At 53.6% G+C, this 20204-nt stretch carries 19 protein-coding genes; 13 read left to right on the forward strand and 6 right to left on the reverse strand.

All coding sequences use genetic code 11. The annotated features are described in order from the left end of the window. Positions 1-22: 22 nt before the first annotated feature. The 4 genes from hslO to GW590_RS16505 all read right to left on the reverse strand — a co-directional run bounded on the left by hslO (position 23) and on the right by GW590_RS16505 (position 4338). Positions 23-901, reverse strand: a complete 879-nt coding sequence (gene hslO, locus GW590_RS16490) for an Hsp33 family molecular chaperone HslO (RefSeq protein WP_169404151.1) — start codon at positions 899-901, stop codon at positions 23-25. 25 nt (positions 902-926) lie between these two features. Further along, positions 927-1340 (reverse strand): ribosome-associated heat shock protein Hsp15, encoded by a 414-nt coding sequence (gene hslR, locus GW590_RS16495; RefSeq protein WP_169404152.1) that lies wholly within the window; start codon positions 1338-1340, stop codon positions 927-929. Between the two features lie 48 nt (positions 1341-1388). After that, positions 1389-2054 (reverse strand): GMP/IMP nucleotidase, encoded by a 666-nt coding sequence (yrfG, locus tag GW590_RS16500; RefSeq protein ID WP_169404153.1) that lies wholly within the window; start codon positions 2052-2054, stop codon positions 1389-1391. A gap of 136 nt (positions 2055-2190) precedes the next feature. Further along, on the reverse strand, positions 2191-4338 hold the full coding sequence (locus tag GW590_RS16505) for an IgaA/UmoB family intracellular growth attenuator (protein ID WP_169404155.1): 2148 nt from the start codon (positions 4336-4338) through the stop codon (positions 2191-2193). Positions 4339-4364: 26 nt separating this feature from the next. On the opposite strand from GW590_RS16505, the gene GW590_RS16510 reads away from it, so the two are divergent. Further along, entirely contained in the window at positions 4365-4751 is a 387-nt protein-coding gene (locus GW590_RS16510) for a hypothetical protein (RefSeq protein WP_169404156.1), read from the forward strand. 43 nt (positions 4752-4794) lie between these two features. Then, positions 4795-5352: an ADP compounds hydrolase NudE gene (nudE, locus tag GW590_RS16515; RefSeq protein ID WP_169404158.1), complete on the forward strand. Its 558-nt coding sequence runs from the start codon at positions 4795-4797 to the stop codon at positions 5350-5352. 85 nt (positions 5353-5437) lie between these two features. On the opposite strand, the gene mrcA is transcribed toward nudE, so the two are convergent. Then, positions 5438-7993, reverse strand: coding sequence for a peptidoglycan glycosyltransferase/peptidoglycan DD-transpeptidase MrcA (gene mrcA / locus GW590_RS16520; protein ID WP_169404159.1), 2556 nt, complete (start codon positions 7991-7993; stop codon positions 5438-5440). 160 nt (positions 7994-8153) lie between these two features. On the opposite strand from mrcA, the gene pilM reads away from it, so the two are divergent. The 11 genes from pilM (at position 8154) to trpS (ending at position 18612) form a co-directional block, all read left to right on the forward strand. Beyond that, on the forward strand, positions 8154-9002 hold the full coding sequence (pilM, locus tag GW590_RS16525) for a pilus assembly protein PilM (RefSeq protein ID WP_169404161.1): 849 nt from the start codon (positions 8154-8156) through the stop codon (positions 9000-9002). Continuing rightward, positions 9002-9544, forward strand: coding sequence for a PilN domain-containing protein (locus GW590_RS16530; RefSeq protein WP_169404162.1), 543 nt, complete (start codon positions 9002-9004; stop codon positions 9542-9544). Before pilM ends, GW590_RS16530 begins: the two co-directional genes overlap by 1 nt. A 15-nt stretch (positions 9545-9559) precedes the next feature. Continuing rightward, a complete protein-coding gene (locus tag GW590_RS16535) occupies positions 9560-10456 on the forward strand; it encodes a hypothetical protein (protein WP_169404164.1) in 897 nt (298 codons plus the stop codon). A gap of 79 nt (positions 10457-10535) precedes the next feature. Beyond that, the gene (gene hofQ, locus GW590_RS16540; RefSeq protein ID WP_235955966.1) at positions 10536-11819 is read left to right on the forward strand and encodes a DNA uptake porin HofQ; all 1284 of its coding nucleotides are present in this window, start codon (positions 10536-10538) and stop codon (positions 11817-11819) included. 450 nt (positions 11820-12269) lie between these two features. Beyond that, entirely contained in the window at positions 12270-12791 is a 522-nt protein-coding gene (aroK, locus tag GW590_RS16545; protein WP_055776120.1) for a shikimate kinase AroK, read from the forward strand. A gap of 57 nt (positions 12792-12848) precedes the next feature. Continuing rightward, entirely contained in the window at positions 12849-13937 is a 1089-nt protein-coding gene (gene aroB / locus GW590_RS16550; RefSeq protein ID WP_169404166.1) for a 3-dehydroquinate synthase, read from the forward strand. A 179-nt stretch (positions 13938-14116) separates the two neighbouring features. Then, positions 14117-15283 carry an SPOR domain-containing protein gene (locus GW590_RS16555; protein ID WP_169404167.1) on the forward strand — a complete coding sequence of 389 codons (1167 nt, stop codon included), beginning with the start codon at positions 14117-14119 and terminating at the stop codon, positions 15281-15283. Positions 15284-15362: 79 nt separating this feature from the next. Further along, positions 15363-16175 (forward strand): adenine-specific DNA-methyltransferase, encoded by an 813-nt coding sequence (dam, locus tag GW590_RS16560; RefSeq protein ID WP_169404168.1) that lies wholly within the window; start codon positions 15363-15365, stop codon positions 16173-16175. Positions 16176-16223: 48 nt separating this feature from the next. Next, on the forward strand, positions 16224-16913 hold the full coding sequence (gene rpe, locus GW590_RS16565; RefSeq protein WP_169404170.1) for a ribulose-phosphate 3-epimerase: 690 nt from the start codon (positions 16224-16226) through the stop codon (positions 16911-16913). Further along, positions 16906-17604 carry a phosphoglycolate phosphatase gene (locus GW590_RS16570; protein WP_169404171.1) on the forward strand — a complete coding sequence of 233 codons (699 nt, stop codon included), beginning with the start codon at positions 16906-16908 and terminating at the stop codon, positions 17602-17604. The genes rpe and GW590_RS16570 overlap by 8 nt, the downstream gene beginning before the upstream one ends. Before the next feature lie 3 nt (positions 17605-17607). After that, positions 17608-18612 (forward strand): tryptophan--tRNA ligase, encoded by a 1005-nt coding sequence (gene trpS / locus GW590_RS16575; RefSeq protein ID WP_169404172.1) that lies wholly within the window; start codon positions 17608-17610, stop codon positions 18610-18612. A gap of 175 nt (positions 18613-18787) precedes the next feature. Here the strand turns inward: trpS and cysG are convergent, their stop codons facing one another. Then, positions 18788-20173 (reverse strand): siroheme synthase CysG, encoded by a 1386-nt coding sequence (gene cysG / locus GW590_RS16580; RefSeq protein ID WP_169404174.1) that lies wholly within the window; start codon positions 20171-20173, stop codon positions 18788-18790. Between the last annotated feature and the right edge of the window lie 31 nt (positions 20174-20204).

The raw sequence follows: 20204 nt of genomic DNA on the forward strand, positions 1-20204 counted from the left end.
TTATTTATTGGCAGCAACAGGATTAATGTACGCTGTCGTTGCCTTCGCTGGCACCGGAGCGGATCGCCGCCATATCCATGGCATCAAAGCTGTAATCACTGCCACAGTAATCACAATGCATGTCGATTTTGCCGTCTTCTTCCAGCATTTCGGTCACTTCTGCATCTGGTAAGGTCAGTAACGCATCGGCACAACGTTGACGTGAACAGGTGCATTTAAAGCTGACGTCCTGAGGTTCATACAGCGTCACCTCTTCCTGATGATACAAGCGATACAGCACTTCATTGGCCGGCAGGGTAAACAGCTCTTCCGCCTTGATGGTAGTGGTCAGCTGTGTCAGATGGCTAAACTCTTCACCATCGGTTTCCTGGGCTGGCAGCACCTGTAATAGCATACCGCCCGCCGCCGGTTTGCCTTGCGATTCGCCGGTACGGATAAATATGCGCGTTGGCAACTGTTCGGAACGCATAAAGTAATCTTCCAGACACTCGGCCAGCGTTTCTCCTTCCAGCCCAACCACGCCCTGATAGCGTTCGCCTTCGGTAGGTGAAATGGTGATCACCATATAGCCGCTGCCAATCATCTGTTTCAGGCTGCTGTCAGGGGCAATTTCGCCCTGCAAACGGGCCACGCCGCGCATTTCCTGCAGGTTATTACCGTTGATCACCGCCAGTTTCAGCGGACCATCGCCCTGCAGTTGCACAGTGATATCACCGTCAAATTTCAGCGTCGCCGTCAGCAGGCTGGTTGCCACTAACATTTCACCCAGCAGATTGCGGACTTCAGCCGGATAATCATGGCCAGCAACGATTTGCTGATAGGTTTCGCTAAGCGATACCAGTTCGCCACGCACGGCGTGATGGTTAAACAGATAACGGTGTAACTGGTCATGGTTAGACATAATCTTCTCTCGCTGAAACGGCCGGTTAGTCCGACTCGCCATATTTAAATTTTATCAGACTGCGCCGTTCTTTTTTATCCGGCCGTCGATCGGGGTGTGGCATGGTCAAGGCGTTCATCTTGCGGGCCTGGGAGATTTTTTCCCGGTTAGCCACACTGGCATCCGTTTCCTGATAAAGCGTCTGTGCCTGTTCTGCGCTGCGCCGCTGATCGGTGATCGCCAGGATCACGATGGTCCTTTCGTCATTGCCCTGACGCAGTTTTATTTCAGCATTCGGCTCCACCAGTTTGCTGGGCTTGCCGCGCTGGCCGTTGTAGTGGACTTTACCGCCTTCGATCATCTCTCGTGCCATGGCGCGAGTTTTATAAAAACGGGCGGCCCATAGCCATTTATCGAGACGAATCCCGGTTTCGTCCTGTTGCTGCGTTTTTCCTTTCATCGTTCCTCCTGTCGCGAACAGAGACGCTATCCGCTGACGCCGTGCGGGTTACCCAACTGGTAACAGGCTGCGGTAGTCGCTGATTGAAGGATGTCCCTGAAATGATTGGCTTGCCATGGTGGAATCCGGGTTTTCTATGCCCAGACAGTAGCGGATCCCGTAGGTTTTTGCCGCATCGAGGATCGCTTCACCATCATCAACAAATAGCGTCCGTGCCGGATCAAACCCGGTCTGCTGCTGTACCGCCGCCCACAGACGCTGATCTTCTTTCGGATAACCAAATGTATGGGTGGAAAGTAATAAATCAAGGTGCTGGTCTAAACCGGTGTGCTTAACTTTTACCGACAGGCTGTGCGGATGGGCATTGGTCAGCAAAATCGTGCGGCGGCCACTGTGGCGTAATTGCTGCAAAAACGGCGTAGTATCGTCGCGCAGACGCGCAGTGTTGCCGATGTCGGTGGTCATCTGATAAATATCCAGATCCAGCCTTTCACACCAGTAATCAAAGCAATACCAGTTCATGGTATGACGCACTGCCAGATATTCGCGATGAATTAATTGTCTGGCCTCGGCAAGGGGGATTTGCCGTTTTTCGCTTAATGCCTGGGGTACCTGCTGTAGCCAAAAACCACTGTCAAACGCCAAATCCAGCAGAGTGCCGTCCATATCCAACAGGATGGTATCAATATTTTTCCAGTCGATATCTGGGGTCATGGCGGCTTATCCCATTTTCAACGGCGTATCGTGGGACACAGCCAAGGGTAAAGATTATAGATTAACATATTCTGTCGCCGGTGGCGGGGGGCCGCCAGCACAACAGCGAGGGGAAAGCATAGATTGCTACCCGGCCCTAGCCATGTATGGCAGAGGCCTGGGCAGTAAAGCCTGAATGAAAACAGTTGTTATAGTAAGCCTGGATTTTTTTAAGACGTTGCTGATCGGCAAGATAGCGCTTAATCAATAGCAGGCCATTCACCAGCAGGGTGATGATCACCACCATCAGCAGAATGGTGGTGCCCAGATAGCGCCACAGCGTGGAGATATCTGGTTCACTGTGCAAAGAGATATGGCGGGTACCGTTGGCATCAATGCTGATATTGGTGATCACTCCCTGCGCCGAGAACGGGGTGTGCAACAACATTGACGACAGATTTTGCAACTGCTTCCATTGCTCAAGAGGATTGTAGGCAAACAGAGAAACCGGCGGTTGCGCCTGCGAGACTAACTGCTTGCCTTCATCGTTATTGATCAGAAAACCACCCGGTGGCGGGCTGTTTAGCGCCTCGGCGGCGCGGATAGTTTCATGAGAGAAGAAGGCGGTAGCGGCGCTATTGACCAATTCACTTAATGATTCCGCGCTTACCGGACGTAGCAGCACGTTCATGCCTTTCAGCGTCCCTGAACGCGCACGTTTGACCAGGATCCCCCAGTTATCGGCATTACCCAGATTGACCAGGGCATTTTTCAGGCGGACACAGTCTTCGCTGTTGCTACACAGTGCATCGGTTTTCAATACGATATCGGAGAAATCATCGAGCAAAATCATGCCGGACTTCTCAATGGCTGTTGCCAGCTGCGGATTGACATTTTGCTCGGCGTTGACGTTACCCGGATGTAACTGCGTATGCACGGTGGCCAACAGGCTGTTTGCCGCTTCGATGGTATCCGATTCCGGCATCGGCAGCGGTGCCGCCTCGTTCCAGTAAATGGCCGAGCAATCAAAGGGCATAAACGCCGACGGAGAGGCCGCGCTTAAGCGCGGAGGCACGTAACACATGCCGGTGCCATGCACTTTCAGGGTATCCCCCACCCGCAGCGGCGTTTTCTCCAACGCGGCGACGCTGCTGACCTGGGTGCTTTGTGCCCCCTGCAGCCAGGCCATACTCAGTTTTAGCGGCAGACTCAGTGGCACATAAATCAGCATAATCAACAGCAGCAGCAGGGAGCTGGCGGTGAGCACCAGGTTTTTTCCCCAATGCTGCACCGGGAAGTTTTTCACCTCATCGTGCAGAGAAAGGTAGTGTCCCTGGCGAACCACCTGACTATTGAGATAGACATCAATATCGGTTTTTTGCCCCAGCTCGCGAGCAATAAAGGGTTGCCAGTGCGGCGGATAGACCAGATCGACGGCGCCGAGTGAGATATTACTGATATCACCCTGTTTGGATTCGCCAAACAGGCCCCAGCGTTTGGGCATGCCATGCAGGCAGTGGATCTCTTTGCGATTGCGCCCCAGTTTTTCGGCCAGTAACCGCCAGCCCAGCCAGGCCAGCAGCAATAAGGTGACTGCCAATATCCACGGCAAGAGGATGGCCGGGCCAACCAGCATAATCAACGCCAGCAGCATCACCACTGACAGTGCCGAATATTCGCGAATGCCATTGGAGCGTGTCAGTTGGCGCTCTTCTTTGGTTTCCTTGCGGATGCTGAGCAGCGAAATATGATCGTTCTCTTCCGGGCGGATAGAGGCATTCTGGGGCGGGGCGCTGATCACGGCAGAAGAGACGGCAGAGCGATCGTAGACATGATCAACCAGAGTGTGACCATTAAGGGAGATAACCAGGGGGATGGTTTGTGTTCTGATCAGTTCGACATGATTTTCTTGCGCGATATATTGTTCCCAAAACAACGGCAGATGGATCTCCGTGGTTTCAAGAAAATAGCGCCATTTATTAGGGTCATCGCTGGCCACGCCGTAGCGGGTAATCGCTCGTGTTGCGCAGAACACCTGTTCACTTTTAGCCGTCAGCGCCAGTTTATCGCGTTGCACCATTAAATTACTGCGCTGGGCCAGCGGCGGCTGACTCAGTGGATCGCTCTGGCGCAGATATTTCTCTACCGCGTCGCGCTCCTGCTGGCTGAGCTTACGTTGGCTAGGCTTGGAAAAATTCATATTGGAAGCAGCTAACCGTCGCTGGCGCAGCGCAAACCTCAGGCCAATGCCCGCGATAATGACAACTGCACCCAGTAAAATCAGCGTCTCGACGACTATACTCATCCGATCCCCGTTCAGACCCAGACGATATGAGTCATCTGATTGAAAAGTTTAAACATAATAAAATTCCGAAAATCAAAAACTATTATTTCCCAAAGCCTGTCTGTGCTGTTGTTTTAAATTTTTGTTATGCTAATCAACATAATATCTGCACATCTTCGCTATACCGAGCCATTTTGAATCATAACAATCTTCACCCCTCAGTGGGTATCGGTATAATCCTATTTTTAATCTCTCTTGAATTTGTTATTGCCTGTTACGGCCTGATCCCGGCGTGCCCGATGTATACCGAGACCAGTGGCAACCCGCTGTTGCGTAAAGATCGACGTTCAACGATTGCGGTCAGGGCCAGCATTAACGCACAATGCATCATACCTGCCGTATGTGACCTTGCAGCAGATGCACCTGCAATTTGACATCATTCTGGGTATAAAGGGGATAAATATAATTGGGGACGATATGGATAAGCACCTGCAAAAACCTAAAATCCTGAAAGTTGAAACTGTAGCCCGCTCCCGTTTGTTTACTATCGAGTCTGTGGATCTGACGTTTAGCAATGGTGCAGAACGCATCTATGAACGGATGCGGCCATCGGAACGTGAGGCGGTGATGATTGTGCCGGTGATCGGCGACGATCTGCTGCTAATCCACGAATATGCGGTAGGGATCGAAAGCTATGAGCTTGGTTTTCCGAAAGGATTAATCGATCCTGGCGAGACAGTACTCGAAGCGGCTAATCGTGAATTGATGGAAGAAGTTGGCTATGGTGCGGCGAATTTTGATTTTCTACGCAAACTGACCATGGCCCCCTCTTACTTTTCCAGCCGAATGAATATTGTTATTGCCCAGAGCCTGTATCCGCAAAGTCTGGAAGGTGACGAGCCGGAGCCTTTGCCGCAAACGCGCTGGCCAATTGCCCGCATGATGGAGCTGTTACAGCATCCTGATTTTTGTGAAGCAAGAAACGTGAGCGCACTTTTCCTGGCCCACGAATTTCTTATGCGCCAGAAACGTTAGGCCACAGCTACCTGCGTCTTGTCGAACGATAAAAAAAGCCGGGCTGAAATCTCTTCAGCCCGGCTTTTATATGGCCCGTCTGGCGCTAGAACAGCTCTTTTGACTCGCCGTTATCTATAATAGTCGTCCCGACTTCATGCACCGCATGTTCGGTCGGTTGAGTGCCATCGATAAAGTACTCCGCGCGACTGTCGGCCGTGCCGTCAGCCAATTTGCCGGTACGCTTGTCGATAGTGACAGTGACAATGCCCGGCGGCGGGCTAAGCATTTGCTCCGGTACGCCTTCCAGTACCGCTTTCATGTAATCGTCCCAGGCCGGTTGCGCGCTTTTGGCACCGCCTTCGTAACCCGAGATTTGGTCGGCAATCGCGCCCGAGGCGGTAGTGCGACCCAAATCGCGACGATGATCGTCAAAGCCGATATACACCGAAGTGACAACGCCCGGCCCGTAACCCGAGAACCAGGCATCTTTCGAGCTGTTTGTGGTCCCGGTCTTGCCGCCAATATCATGACGTTTTAGATCTTTCCCTGCCCGCCAGGCGGTCCCCATCCAACCCGGTTCACCAAAGATGTTGCTGTTGAGGGCATCGTGGATCAGGAATGACAGCGGGGTGCTGATCACATGCGGAGCGTACTGCTGATCCTTGTCGTTTGGCACTTGTCCCGGCGGCACCTGTTCTAGCTGCGGCATTGGCACGGCATTGTTATTGGCCTCATTGGAGACCGCGACGTTCTCGACATTGTCATCGGAGAGTACCGCCGTCTTCTGCGAGTTGCCGTAAATCACCGGAATATCGCAGCTGGCACAGGCAATTCGCGGTTTGGCTTCGAACTGCGTCTGACCGGACTGATCGACAATTTTGGTAATGAAGTAAGGGTCAATCAGGTAACCGCCGTTGGTCAATGTTGCGTAACCACGCGCCATTTGCATTGGGGTAAAGGACGCTGAACCTAACGCCAGTGATTCCGAATGCACAATGTTTTCAGGCGGGAAGCCAAAACGCTGCAAATAGTCTGCCGCGTAATCAACGCCCATGGCACGCATGGCGCGAACCATGACCACGTTTTTAGACTGACCTAACCCCTGACGCAGACGAATCGGACCATCATAGGTTGGCGGTGAGTTTTTCGGGCGCCATTCGGTACCGGCACCGGCATCCCAACGGGTAATGGGTACATCGTTGAAAATGGTCGCCAGCGTCAGACCTTTGTCCATTGCCGCGGTGTACAGGAAAGGTTTGATATTGGAACCGACCTGGCGCAGCGCTTGCGTTGCCCGGTTAAATTTACTCTGGTTAAAGTCAAAACCGCCAACCAGGGCTTCAACCGCGCCGGTGAGTGGATTTAGCGAAACAATCGCCGAGTTGACGTCTGGCACCTGGGCCAGCCACCACTCTTCGCCCACTTTGCGTACCCAAATCTGTTGGCCAGGCTGTACAGCATCGCCGACCTTTCTGGGATTAGGACCCTGGCTGATATCGGAACGGAACGGACGAGCCCAGCGCATGCCGCTAAATGGCATGCTGATACTGCTGCCGTTGGACAGGGTGGCGGTGGCCTGAGCTTCATCAATTTGCGTGACGACGGCCGGGACCAGGGGGCCATACACCGGTAGCGTTTTCAGCGAATTGATGATTTTTTTCTCATCCCACGGCGTTTCGCCCACTTTCCACAGCTGGTTCGACGGGCCGCGATAGCCATGACGCATATCGTAGGCCATAACGTTGTTACGCAATGCTTCCTGCGCGGCCAACTGGGTTTTGCGGCTCACCGTGGTGTAAACCATATAGCCGTCGTTGTAGGCATTGTCGCCGTAACGTTTCACCATTTCCTGGCGCACCATTTCGGTCAGATAAGGTGCCGAGAAGGCGATTTCCGGTGCATGGTAGTTGGAGACCAGCGGTGCATCACGGGCGGCATCATATTGCCCTTGCGTAATGTATTTTTCATCGAGCATACGCGACAGCACCACATTACGGCGGGAGAGGGCGCGATCGTGAGAGAAGAGCGGGTTAAAGGTCGATGGCGCTTTAGGCAAACCGGCGATCACTGCCATTTCCTGTAGCGTCAGTTGATCGACATTTTTACCAAAATAGGTCTGTGCCGCGGCACCCACGCCATAAGCGCGATAACCCAGATAGATTTTATTCAGGTAAAGCTCAAGGATCTCGTCCTTGGTCATCATCTGTTCAATGCGGATAGCCAGGAAGGCTTCTTTGATTTTGCGCGTCAGCGTCCGTTCCGGACTGAGGAAAAAGTTTCTGGCCAACTGTTGGGTAATGGTACTGGCACCCTGAGTGGCGCGGCCTGACATCATGGCAACAGAAGCAGCACGGAAGATACCAACCGGGTCGATACCGTGATGTTCATAAAAGCGGCTATCTTCCGTAGCAATAAACGCGTGCACCAGCTCCGGCGGGATCTGGTCGAGTTTAAGTGGAATACGACGCTTTTCACCGTACTGGGCGATGAGTTCGCCGTCGGCGCTATAAACCTGCATCGGTGTCTGCAAGCGTACGTCTTTTAACGTAGCGACATCGGGTAGCTGTGGCTCAATATATTTGTACAGGCCATATATCGAGGCAGCGCCCAGCAGAATGCAACAAAGTGCAAGGATCAATAAATACTTTACGAACTTCACCTGAGATTTCCCATTTTATGACATGTGGGCAGTTTATAAACAGCCGCGCGCGCAGTACGGTAGTCGAAGGCAGAGTACAAAGGCAAGCCTAAGACGTAGATAATTTCTTCATTTTTCAAGTTGTGAACACACTCTTTAACGACACGGAGGTCGGATACCAATGCGACAACTTGCATGGCAAGTAGGCCTGGATATTCAAAACGGTTATGCCCGAGCTATCGCAGTACAGCGGCGACGCAGCGGGTGGCAATTGCGTCATTGGTGGCAACAGCCGTTACCGCAGACGATCATGCGGCAGGGAATATTACATGAGACTGAGCAACTAATCGCCATTTTATCACGTTGGCGAGCCTGTTTGCCCGTAAGAATTTCATTGCGGATCTGTTTACCTGCCCAGCGGATGATCCAGGTGCGTTTACCCACCCCGGACAACCGGTTGTGCGAACCACATCGTAGCGCCTTTATCCGCGCCAGCGCAGCCAGGCAGCTGCCGCTGGCAGTTGAATGTCTGGCCATAGACTATCGGGCAGCACCGGGGGACGATCGCCAACTGATCGTGACCGCCGCCCGCCAGCAGGAACTGACCCAGTGGCAGGATTGCCTCGCTCAGGCCGGTTTGATCCCCGAGGTGGTGGAGTTGATGCCCTGTGCGCTGCAGTCGAGTGCCCATGCCGCGGGTTTGCCCGCCGAGTCATTGCTGCTACATCGTTTGTTGGACGGCTGGATCTGGGCCTCGCCCTACGGACTGCCCTTTGAGTTTGGCGTGCTGGACAACGAAGAAGCTGGCGATCCCGCCCGGCTTTACCCGCGGATCTTCGAAGATTACCGCGCCCATAAGCTATGCAATACCGACATCTACTACAGCGGTATCTGCTGTCAGCCGCTTCCTGATGGTATGCAGCCCTGGTCCCCCTTTGCCGCCTTTAGCCAGATGTCGCCGCCTTTACCGGCCGATACCGGCGTCTTTGCGGTTGCCGCAGGTCTGGCTGTGCGCCCGGGAGACTGCTGATGCTGCGCGTTAATCTTTTGCCCTGGCGGCAACGGCAGTGCCACCGGCGCTACGGTTTTTGGCGACGCTGGCTGTTTGTCGGCGTTGCCAGCGAGACGGCGCTGCTACTGCTGTGGGGGTGGCTATTGCAGCAGCATGAACAACGGCTGGTCTGGCGGCTGTCCACCTTGAGCGCCTATCAGGTAGCGCTGCAGGGGCAGGTAGCAAAGGTCAATACGCTTAAGTTGGCGTATCAGCAGGCGGAGCAATTAAATCAGCAAAACCGGCAGCGTTTACAGCGCAGTCTGCACTATGTCCAACTGCTGGCGAATGTTGCACAGACGATGCCCGACGGCCTGTGGGCAACACGACTAAGTTTGCATAACGCGGAATTGTCGCTGGGGGGACGCGGGAGTTCTTATCAGGACATTCTGGCATTGAGCGCGGCGTTACCAGAGGATGGCGCGGTTTCACCGGTGCAATTGCGCGAAGTTAAACAGCTTGCCAGCGCCGACCTGCAATTCTCGCTAAGCGCCAGGTTGTCCGGGCAAGAGGATGCCTGATAGGCGGGGGAAACTATGGACAAAGTGTATCACCCTCTGATCTTGCGTTTGTTGCAGCGACCCGGCTGGCAGTTGGCACTTGGCATCGCAGGCTTGCTACTGCTGTTGCTGGCAGGTGGTTATCTGCTGGGGATTGCTGCCCTTGTGCAATCCACGTCGGCGCATGAACAGACATTGCAGCAGCAAGAAGCCGAGATTATCGGGCAACAGAGGATATTACTACGCCAGCGCGCCCGCAGCGAGTGGCAAACGGCCCTTGCGGCCATTGCCACGCCGCCGGCGGAGAGCACTGCCTTGCCGCAATATGTTATCGCGTCGCTGGATAGTTCCGGTGGTCGCTTATTGCACTGGCAACCCGATGAGCGCAGCGGCGAAAAAGGCGAGAAACGCGGCGGTTTACGGCAGCAGGGAACCTTCCGACTGCAAATACCTTTTGCCCGCCTGTTGCCGTTTCTTACCGGGTTGCTGCTGACCTCCGCGGTGCCGCTGGCCATTGAGCAACTGACGGTTAGCCGCCGGGACGAATCTGCGGCGGTGGATACACAGCCGTTACCGCTGGAGGTTACCCTGCGACTGGCCAGCTATCAGGGGCGGGCGATCCGAGCCGAGGCAGAGCCCGCTTATTTATCGCTGACCACGGCAGGGCAACGCGATCCTTTTCAGCGGCATGGCAACCCGGTGTGCCAGCCGCGCAGCGGGCAGATGCAGCTGAAAGGTATTGTGGGTGGACCCGGGCGCTACACCGCCTGGTTGCTATCAGCTCAAGACCAATGGTTAAAAGCGCAGGCCGGTGAGCTATTGGCCAGCGAAGCATGGCGGGTGGATCAGGTGTCGGAACACCAGGTTTATCTTAGCCTTGATGACCCACAGTGCGGTGCCCGCCAGCAGGTTCTCTCCTTCGCGGCGCAGTGAAGCCATTGCTACAGGGAAAAGATCACGGAGAACAATCATTATGGAGCAACAACAGCAAGCTGGGTGGCGAAGGTGGGCGATGGCCCTGTGCCTGATGATCGGTAGCCTATTGAGTGCCCCGCTGGCGGCGGCCAATTCCCCCCGAACGCCACCGGGTAAAGAAAAGGCATTGCAGCAAAGCATCAGCCTGACGTTTTCTGATGCACCGATTGCACTGATTTTGCAGGCCCTGGCCGATCACCAGCAGTTAAATCTGGTCACCGGTAAAGGCGTGGAAGGACGATTGACCCTGCGTTTGCAAGCTGTGCCCTGGCAGCAGGCATTGGAGGTTGTTTTGCGGATGGGCCAACTGACCAGCCAGAAGCAGGGAAAGGTGCTGATGGTTTTCCCCGAGTCCGAACTGCTACAGCAACGCCAGCAAAAAATGGCCCAGGCAGAGCAGGATAGGCTGGCGCGTCCGTTAATCAGTCGCACACTGGTGCTCAGACATGCCCAGGCCAGCGAAGTCGCCAGTTTTTTGAATACGCAGAAAGGCAGTCTGCTCTCCCCTCGGGCGCTAGTGAGTGCCGATCCGGCAGGGAATACGCTGTTGATCCGCGATGCCCGCCAGGAGTTGGACCAGGTACGCGCCTGGCTCGAAAACGTCGATCGGCCTGTGCGGCAGGTACAGCTGGCTGCGCATATTGTTACCATCAACCGCGATAGCCTGCGCGAACTCGGGGTGCGCTGGGGATTTAACCGGGCTACTACGACGCAGGAGAAAAACGGGCTGGCAGGTAGCGTTGAAATAGGCGCGGCAGTGGAAAAACCGATGATTACCGCCGGATTTAATCTGGTACGCATTGGCGGCCGTATGCTGGATGTAGAGCTGACGGCGCTGGAACAACAGGATAGGGTGGAGATCATTGCCAGTCCGCGTCTGCTGACCGCCAATTTGCAAACCGCCAGTATCAAACAGGGAACCGAGATCCCTTATCAGGTCTCCAGCGGTGCCAGCGGCAGCACATCCATTGAATTTAAAGAAGCGGTATTGGGGATGGAAGTGACGCCGCAGATCCTGCCCGACGGTGCCATTACTCTGCAACTGCAAATCAGCCAGAATATGCCCGGGCGGAAAATCAAGCAGGCAGAAGGGGAAGCGCTGTCGATTGACAAGCAGGAAATCAAAACGCAGGTGACGGTAAAAGACGGAGAAACGCTGGTATTAGGCGGCATATTCCAGCAACATGGTATAAAGAGTGAAAACAAGGTGCCGATTTTAGGTAATCTTCCCTTGTTTGGCAGCTTGTTTACCCAGCAATCGAATCAGGGTCAGCGTCGCGAGCTGGTTATTTTTATCACGCCAACCCTTATTAGCAGCTAATAATCTACACTATACCCTTTGTATGAATCATGGCAGCGAGGCAGTCTCCCATTACCGCCTGGCGGTAAGGCGATCGCTGTGGACGCATTGTGGGATTGAAATGGCTTTCGGCAGATTGTTTGCCTGAAATGGTGCAATTACGTTGAGCTTATGCAACTTTTTGTGTCACTAACGGCTTCTGAGTTTGACGCTGCGGCCGATTTAGCTTACAAGGGTTACCGAATTGAGCACCGAGAGTTTTATTTAATGCCATCGCGCCGATAAAAACGTATGGTTTCCCTCCTGCGGCGCGCTATGTGATTTATTCGGTTGCCAAACTACCAGGAGTGTTGAGATAATTTTTATCTGATCTCGCACTATCGCTCATGAGGTTTCAGTTTAGGTCCCGTCGCTGATTTGATTGGCGGGGCGGGTTATCATCAACGAATTGTCTTAGTAATACCGAAAAACATGGCAGAGAAACGCAATATCTTTCTGGTTGGGCCTATGGGTGCCGGCAAAAGCACTATTGGTCGACAGTTAGCTCAACAACTCAATATGGAGTTCTTCGACTCCGATCACGAAATTGAGCGACGTACCGGAGCTGATGTGGGCTGGGTATTTGATTTGGAAGGTGAAGAAGGATTCCGCGACCGCGAAGAGAAAGTGATCAACGAGCTCACCGAAAAACAAGGCATCGTTCTGGCAACTGGAGGCGGGTCCGTGAAATCACGGGAAACTCGTAATCGCTTGTCAGCCCGCGGCGTCGTCGTATATTTAGAAACTACAATTGAAAAACAGCTGGCTCGTACACAACGCGATAAAAAACGTCCTTTATTGCAGGTAAGCTCTCCACCGCGTGAAGTGCTTGAAGCACTGGCGGCGGAACGTAACCCGTTGTATGAAGAGATAGCGGATGTGACTATCCGCACCGATGACCAAAGCGCCAAAGTCGTTGCTAATCAAATCATTAATATGATCGAAAGCAACTGAGTTTGGTATTCCATCACCGCCTGAGAGTGTAAGTTCAAGAAGGTCATAGAGCACGACATGGAGAGGATTACTGTAACGTTAGGGGAACGTAGTTATCCCATTACGATTGCCGCTGGATTGTTTGCTGATCCGGCTTCTTTTATGCCTGTAAAGGCGGGTGATCAGGTCATGCTGGTAACAAACCAGACATTGGCCCCTCTCTATCTGGACGCGGTTCGTTCAGTGCTGGAGCAGGCAGGCGTTCGTGTCGATCAGGTGATCCTGCCCGATGGCGAACAATATAAATCCCTGTCTGTTCTTAATGAAGTTTTCTCTGCACTGCTGGAGAAACCTCATGGTCGTGATACTACGCTGATTGCACTCGGCGGCGGGGTTATTGGCGATTTGACCGGCTTTGCGGCGGCCAGTTATCAACGGGGTGTGCGCTTTGTTCAGGTGCCCACCACGCTGCTCTCTCAGGTTGACTCTTCCGTTGGCGGCAAAACCGCTGTCAATCACCCGTTGGGCAAAAACATGATCGGGGCGTTTTATCAACCCGCTTCGGTGGTGGTCGATTTAAATTGCCTGCGTACCTTGCCCGCTCGCGAGCTCTCTTCAGGGCTTGCTGAAGTGATCAAATACGGCATAATTTTAGATGCCGACTTCTTTGTCTGGCTTGAAAATAATATGGATGCCTTATTGGCGCTTGATATGAGCGCTCTGGCTTACTGCATCCGTCGTTGTTGCGAGCTGAAGGCTGAAGTGGTGGCGGCCGATGAGCATGAGCAGGGTATGCGTGCGTTGCTTAATCTGGGTCACACCTATGGTCATGCCATTGAGGCAGAAATGGGTTATGGCAACTGGTTGCATGGCGAAGCCGTGGCTGCTGGCATTGTGATGGCGTGTTATACCGCCCATCGCCTGGGTCAGTTCAGCCTGGAAGATATTGCCCGCGTCAAGGCACTGCTCAAGCGTGCCGGTTTGCCGATCGACGGCCCGCAGGAAATGACCGCTGCGTCTTATTTACCGCATATGATGCGTGATAAAAAAGTATTGGCGGGTGCGCTGCGCTTAGTGCTGCCTACGGCTATAGGTCAGTCTGAGGTTCGCTCTGGCGTGGAGCACGATATGGTGCTGGCCTCGATTGAGGATTGTCGCACGCGTTAAGTGCGCACGGCATCAGCCAGAGAGTTGGTATTGGCACAGCGACTGAAGAGCCTGCGTAGGCAGCGGTCTGTCGGTCACTTGGCATCAGCAGAAGTTATTTTTAAACAAGCCAGGATAATAGTCTGCCCTTATTGGAGTTGCGCGTCGGGCGGGCCATTCGAAGGGTTGGAGGATTTTAGATGGACGATTTAATACCGGAAGACGATCTTAAACCAGATACCAGCGATCGACGCCCACAGCGCTCGCGTAAACCGTCTACTTCGGTACCCAAGCTTGCGGTATCCCGTCAATATTTAATGATTGCCGTGGGTATTATTGTGTTATTGCTGCTGATCCTGGGTATTGGTTCAGCGCTGAAAGCGCCTTCTCAGCAAGGTGCCGGCTCCCCATCGAAAGCAGCGAAAGATATCAATCTTTCCGGTGCCGGTGGTGATGCGACCCCTGCCACCCCTGTAACTCCGGCTCAAACGACACCCGCGCAGACAGCTTCACAGCCAATGCCAGGCACAGCCGCGCAGCCTGATGCTAGCGCTACTGCCGGACAACAGCCAAAAAGTATTGGTCTGCCTGCCATTTCCCCCACGCCAACTCAGGCTCAGCCTCAGGCGGACAGTGGTCAGAAAGAGCGTGTCGACTTACCTGGTGATATGACCGATGCGCTTTCTCAGCAGCAAGGTCAGGTTAACGCCGTTGCGCAAGGGGAAGTTAACGCCGCGAGTCAGTCGCTGACCTCGTTGCCAACGGCACCGGCCACCGTAGACGGTAGCCTGAAACCTCGTGCATCAGCATCGGCGACGCCACGTCCAGCGCGTCCTGCCGCTACTCATCGTGCGCCAGAAAAAGCTGCTGTTGTGGAACATCGTCCAGAACACCGTGCTGAACCTGCCAAGGTGGTGCATGCACCGGTCGCGCAGATTGTTGCTCCGACACATAAAACGGCAGTTCCGGCGGTCCCGACAGTCAAAGAAGCCAAAAAAGAAGCCGTGCATCTGGCTCCTTCAACACCGATTGTGGCGCATACTCCGGCACCGGCGGCCACCAAGCCTGCCGCCGAGTCGAACAGCGCTGCCGCTCTGAAATCTGCCCCGGGTAGTCACTTTACCCTGCAACTCAGTAGCGCATCGCAAGCGACGGGTTTGAACACCTATGCTCATGAGCAGGGCCTGAAAAATTATCAGGTTTATCAGACTACGCGCGACGGCAAACCCTGGTTTGTGCTGGTAAGCGGTAACTATGCTACTTCTGCTGATGCAAAAAATGCCATCGCCAGTTTGCCTGCCGATGTTCAAGCAAAAAAACCGTGGGTTAAGCCTGTACACCAAGTACAGCAAGACCTTAAAAAATGAATCTGCGCTGTACGCGATGTGCTGTCTAAAACAGGGTACAATCCGCGGCTGTGAATTGTATAAGTAGCTAACTGACGGCATGAAGAAAAACCGCGCTTTTTTAAAATGGGCTGGTGGCAAATATCCGCTGGTAGATGACATCAAACGTTATCTGCCGGCGGGAGATTGTTTGATTGAGCCTTTTGTCGGCGCGGGTTCGGTGTTTTTGAACACCGATTATGACGCCTATATCCTGGCCGATATCAACAGTGATTTGATCAACCTGTACAACATCGTCAAGTTGCGCAATGAAGAATTCATTCGCGATGCGCGAGAGCTTTTTACGCCAGAGTTCAATCAGTCTGAACGCTTCTATGAGTTAAGGACCGAGTTTAATGCCTGTACTGATAGTTATCGCCGTTCGCTGCTTTTTTTATATCTGAACCGCCATTGTTACAATGGCCTGTGTCGTTATAACCTCAAAGGGTCGTTTAACGTGCCTTTTGGGCGCTATAAAAAACCTTATTTCCCTGAGGACGAGTTGTATTGGTTCTCTGAAAAAGCACAGAATGCACAGTTTGTTTGTGAGCATTACCAGCAAACTCTGTTGAAGGCGCAAAGCGGTTCGGTGGTCTATTGCGATCCCCCTTATGTTCCGCTTTCTGTCACAGCGAATTTTACCGCTTACCATACCAATAGCTTCGGCATGGCCGACCAGCAGAATCTGGCCAGGCTGGCGCAGCAGTTATCGTCGCAACAGCAAGTGCCGGTGCTGATATCCAATCACGATACCGAATTGACTCGTGAATGGTATGCCAGCGCTGCACTCTATGAAGTGACCGCGAGACGAACTATCAGCAGTAATATATTGCTACGCAGCAAAGTGAGCGAGTTATTGGCGCTGTTTGGCTGAGTTGCCGTATTTTATTGAGGGATTTTGCATAACTCGTAGGAGAAGGGGATGAAAGATTTTTTGATTGCGCCGTCTATTCTGTCGGCTGACTTTGCCCGCCTTGGCGAAGATACCGTGAAGGCACTGCAGGCCGGTGGTGACGTGGTGCATTTCGATGTCATGGATAACCACTATGTGCCCAATCTGACCATGGGACCCAATATCTGCCAGTCGTTGCATAAATACCTGCGCGATGCCGGGATCGATAAACCGATCGACGTGCATCTGATGGCGATGCCGGTTGATAGTCTGATCCCGCAGTTTGCTCAGGCCGGTGCCACCTATATCACTTTCCATCCCGAAGCTTCTCTGCATGTTGATCGTTCGCTGCAACTGATTAAAGAACACGGCTGCAAAGCCGGGTTGGTGTTTACCCCCGCCACGCCGCTTAGCTACCTCGATTATGTGATGGATAAACTCGACGTTATTCTATTGATGTCGGTGAACCCGGGGTTTGGCGGTCAGTCCTTTATTCCGTCCACCCTCGATAAACTGCGTCAGGTGCGTCAACGTATCGATGCCAGCGGTTACGCTATTCGCCTGGAAATCGACGGTGGCGTGAAAGTCGATAATATCGGCGAGATTGCCGCCGCCGGAGCCGATATGTTTGTTGCCGGTTCGGCTATTTTCGGCCAGCCTGATTACCGGGCAGTGATTGATAAAATGCGCAGTGAGCTGGCTAAGGCGACCCATGCTTGAGGTTTTGGCATTGCGCGGCGCGGCATTTGATCTCGATGGCACGTTGGTGGATAGTGCGCCAGGTTTGTCTGAGGCTGTCGATCACGCGCTGGCAGATTTTGGTTTGCCGGCAGCCGGTGTAGAACGTCTTAGCACCTGGATTGGCAACGGTGCCGATATTATGGTCGAACGCGCCGTGCGCTGGGCCGAGGGCGATCTCAGCGCGGCGTTCCTTTTGCAAGTCCGTGAAAAATTCGATCACTACTACGCACAAACTGCCGCCAGCGGCAGCAGGCTCTATCCGCAAGTTAAAGAAACCCTGACCGTCCTGGCCGCCTCGGGCCTGCCGTTAGGGTTGATCACCAATAAGCCGACGCCTTTTATTGTCCCTTTGCTCCAGTCTCTGGGCCTTGACGGTCTGTTTTCTCAGATATTGGGCGGTGACGATGTGGTGCAGAAAAAACCGCATCCGGCGCCAATGTATCTGATGCTGGCCAGAATGGGTCTGCGAGCCAGTGAATTGGTGTTTGTTGGTGATTCTCGTAATGATATTCAGGCTGCGCAGGCGGCGGGTTGTCGCTGTGTAGGTATGACCTATGGCTATAATTACGGCGAAACCATTGCGCTTAGCAAACCCGATCGGGTGCTGGAGCGCTTTGCCGACCTTTTGCCCACCTTCGGGCTACCCCCTTTAAAGGATCAGGAAGCATAAAAAATGAGTAAACCCATCGTCTTTAGTGGCGCACAACCCTCTGGTGAATTGAGCATTGGTAACTACATGGGTGCTCTGCGTCAATGGGTTAAGATGCAGGATGATTATGACTGCATCTATTGCATCGTTGACCTGCATGCCATCACTGCACGTCAGGATCCTGCTCAATTGCGCAAAGCGACGCTGGATACGCTGGCACTGTATCTTGCCTGTGGCATCGACCCGCAAAAAAGCACCATCTTTGTTCAGTCTCACGTACCTGAACATTCTCAGCTGGGTTGGGCGCTTAACTGCTACACCTATTTTGGTGAGCTAAGCCGTATGACGCAGTTTAAAGATAAATCTGCGCGTTACGCCGACAATATCAACGCTGGCCTGTTTGATTACCCGGTGCTGATGGCGGCAGATATTCTGCTGTATCAAACCAACCAGGTGCCGGTGGGTGAAGATCAGAAACAGCATCTGGAACTGAGCCGCGATATCGCCGGTCGTTTCAACGCGCTGTATGGCGATATCTTTGCCGTGCCTGAACCTTTTATTCCCAAAGCGGGCGCACGCGTTATGTCTTTGCAGGATCCGACCAAGAAGATGTCCAAGTCAGATGATAATCGCAACAATGTGATTGGTCTGCTGGAAGATCCTAAGTCGGTAACCAAAAAAATCAAACGCGCCCTGACTGACTCGGAAGAGCCACCGGTGATCCGCTACGACCAGGCAAACAAACCGGGGGTTTCCAACCTGCTGGATATTCTGTCCGGGATCAATGGCAAAAGCATTGCCGAACTGGAAGCCGAGTTTAGCGGCCAGATGTATGGTCATTTGAAGGGGGCAGTGGCGGAAGCTGTCTCTGAAATGCTGACCGCGCTGCAAGCGCGTTACCATACTTACCGCGCTGACGAAGCTTTCTTGCAGCAAGTGATGCGTGAAGGTGCCGAAAAAGCCCGTAGCCGCGCGCAGGTGACGTTGAAGAAAGTCTACGAAGCCATTGGCTTTGTGTCTCTGCCTTAAACGACCATGGCCTTGCACTCAAACCACGTCTTGATGGCGTGGTTTTTTGCTTAACGTCAGCGAAACAGGTGATAAAAATACCAGCAGCGTTCAAACCCGCTATTCGCAAGCTAACCTGATTTCCCCACCGCTTTTATGATATTTCCCTGAAATTTAGCCATTATTGGCCCTGGCATTAGTCTGCTTGCGGATAACTGGCAAACCAGTTAAGTTTTTTTCGTAAGCCGACGACACCGCCAATAATAATCAGACTCGGGCTTTTCACCTGCGTTGCCAGTTGGCCAAGCTGTGCTAGCTCCCCGGTGACTACCCGCTGCCGTACGCTGGTGCCGTTTTCAACCAGCGCCACCGGGGTAGTCAGCGCTAATCCATGATCGCTAAGCTGACGCTGTATTTCTGCCGCCTGCGATAGCCCCATATAAAACACCAGCGTTTGTTTATCCTGTGCCAGGCAGCTCCAGTCCAGCTCTCCATCCTGTTTGGCGTGCCCGGTGACAAAGCGCACGCTTTGCGCGTAGTCGCGATGGGTCAGCGGGATACCGCTGTAGGCCGCACAGCCAGAGGCGGCGGTGATCCCCGGTACCACCGAAAAACCAATACCCGCTGCCGCCAGCACTTCCAACTCCTCGCCGCCACGGCCAAAGATAAAGGGATCGCCGCCTTTCAGACGTACCACGCGTTTTCCGCGCTGCGCCTGTTCCAGCAAGATCTGGTTAATCTGTGACTGGGGAACACAGTGATCGCCTGCGCGTTTGCCAACAAAGATACGCTCGGCATCGCGGCGCACCATATTTAACACCTCGTCAGACACCAGACGGTCGTAAACCACCACATCCGCCAACTGGATTTGCTGCAACGCCTTAAGCGTCAACAGGCTGGCATCTCCCGGCCCGGCACCCACCAGCACCACTTCGCCTTGATCTTCAATCGGCTGGGCAAACAGTTGTTCAATAAAATCGGTGCTTTGCTGCGCGTCATTATTGGCCAGCGACTGCGCCAGCCGTTGATGATTAAACAGTTTTTCCCACCAGCGACGGCGGGTCGAGGCATTGCTGTAGTGCTGCTTGACCCGTTGACGCAGGCTACCGGCCAATTCCGCCAGTTTGCCGAGATGCAGTGGTAGCATGGCTTCGAGGCGTTCACGCATCAGGCGGGCCAATACCGGTGCGTTACCACCGGAGGAGACGGCGATCATCAGCGGCGAGCGATCAATAATCGAGGGCATAATAAAGCTGGCGTTTTGCGGAGCGTCCACCAGATTGCAAAAAATGCGCCGCTGTTCGGCGGCCTGGCTCACCTGTTGGTTTAAGCTTTCATTGTCGGTGGCGGCTATCACCAGCCATTTGTCATCGAGTAAATCTGCGCTAAATTCCCCGGCTACCTGCTGAAGCTGACCCTCTGCTGCCCACTGTTGAAACTGGGGGGTAAACTCCAGGGCGACAACGGTCAGCGCCGCGCCAGCATCAAGCAGCAGTCGCGCTTTACGCTCGGCGACCTCACCGGCACCCACCAACAGGCAGGCACGGCCTTTGAGCTGACAAAATAACGGGAAGTAATCCATGATCTACTCACTTTCAAAAGGGGGGCGATAA

Source organism: Rouxiella aceris, from assembly GCF_012933545.1.
Lineage (GTDB): Bacteria > Pseudomonadota > Gammaproteobacteria > Enterobacterales > Enterobacteriaceae > Rouxiella > Rouxiella aceris.